We start from the raw sequence: 366 nt of genomic DNA on the forward strand, positions 1-366 counted from the left end.
CTCGGCCGCAATGCTTTCATGGCGTCGAGTTCGGCCATTAGCAGGGGATAGAGCGGCTTACCCTTCTTATCGAAGAGCGGCTCCCATGAGCCCGTGCTCGTCTTGTAGTTGATGACATAGACGTGGTTCGGGCGGCTCTCCGGCCGGCAGTGATCCGCCATGAACCGGATGAAGATATGAGCCTTGCGCTGCAGCCATTCCCAACCGATCAGGACGCCCGTTGCCAAAGACGGATAGCCCAACTCGATCGCCTTCGCAGGGAACGCTGCCAGCTCGTCAAAATTAGCATGCGGCGTTTCGCGCGAGGTCGATTGCAGGCCCATCTTCTCAAATGGGTTTTTCGCCGGAAACAGGTGGGGGTGTGCC

At 58.7% G+C, this 366-nt stretch carries 1 pseudogene; it reads right to left on the reverse strand.

The window, feature by feature from the left end:
- Nucleotides 1–366, reverse strand: a pseudogene (locus TSA1_RS40250) (hypothetical protein); the annotation flags it as partial.

Source organism: Bradyrhizobium nitroreducens, from assembly GCF_002776695.1.
Classification (GTDB): Bacteria; Pseudomonadota; Alphaproteobacteria; order Rhizobiales; family Xanthobacteraceae; genus Bradyrhizobium; species Bradyrhizobium nitroreducens.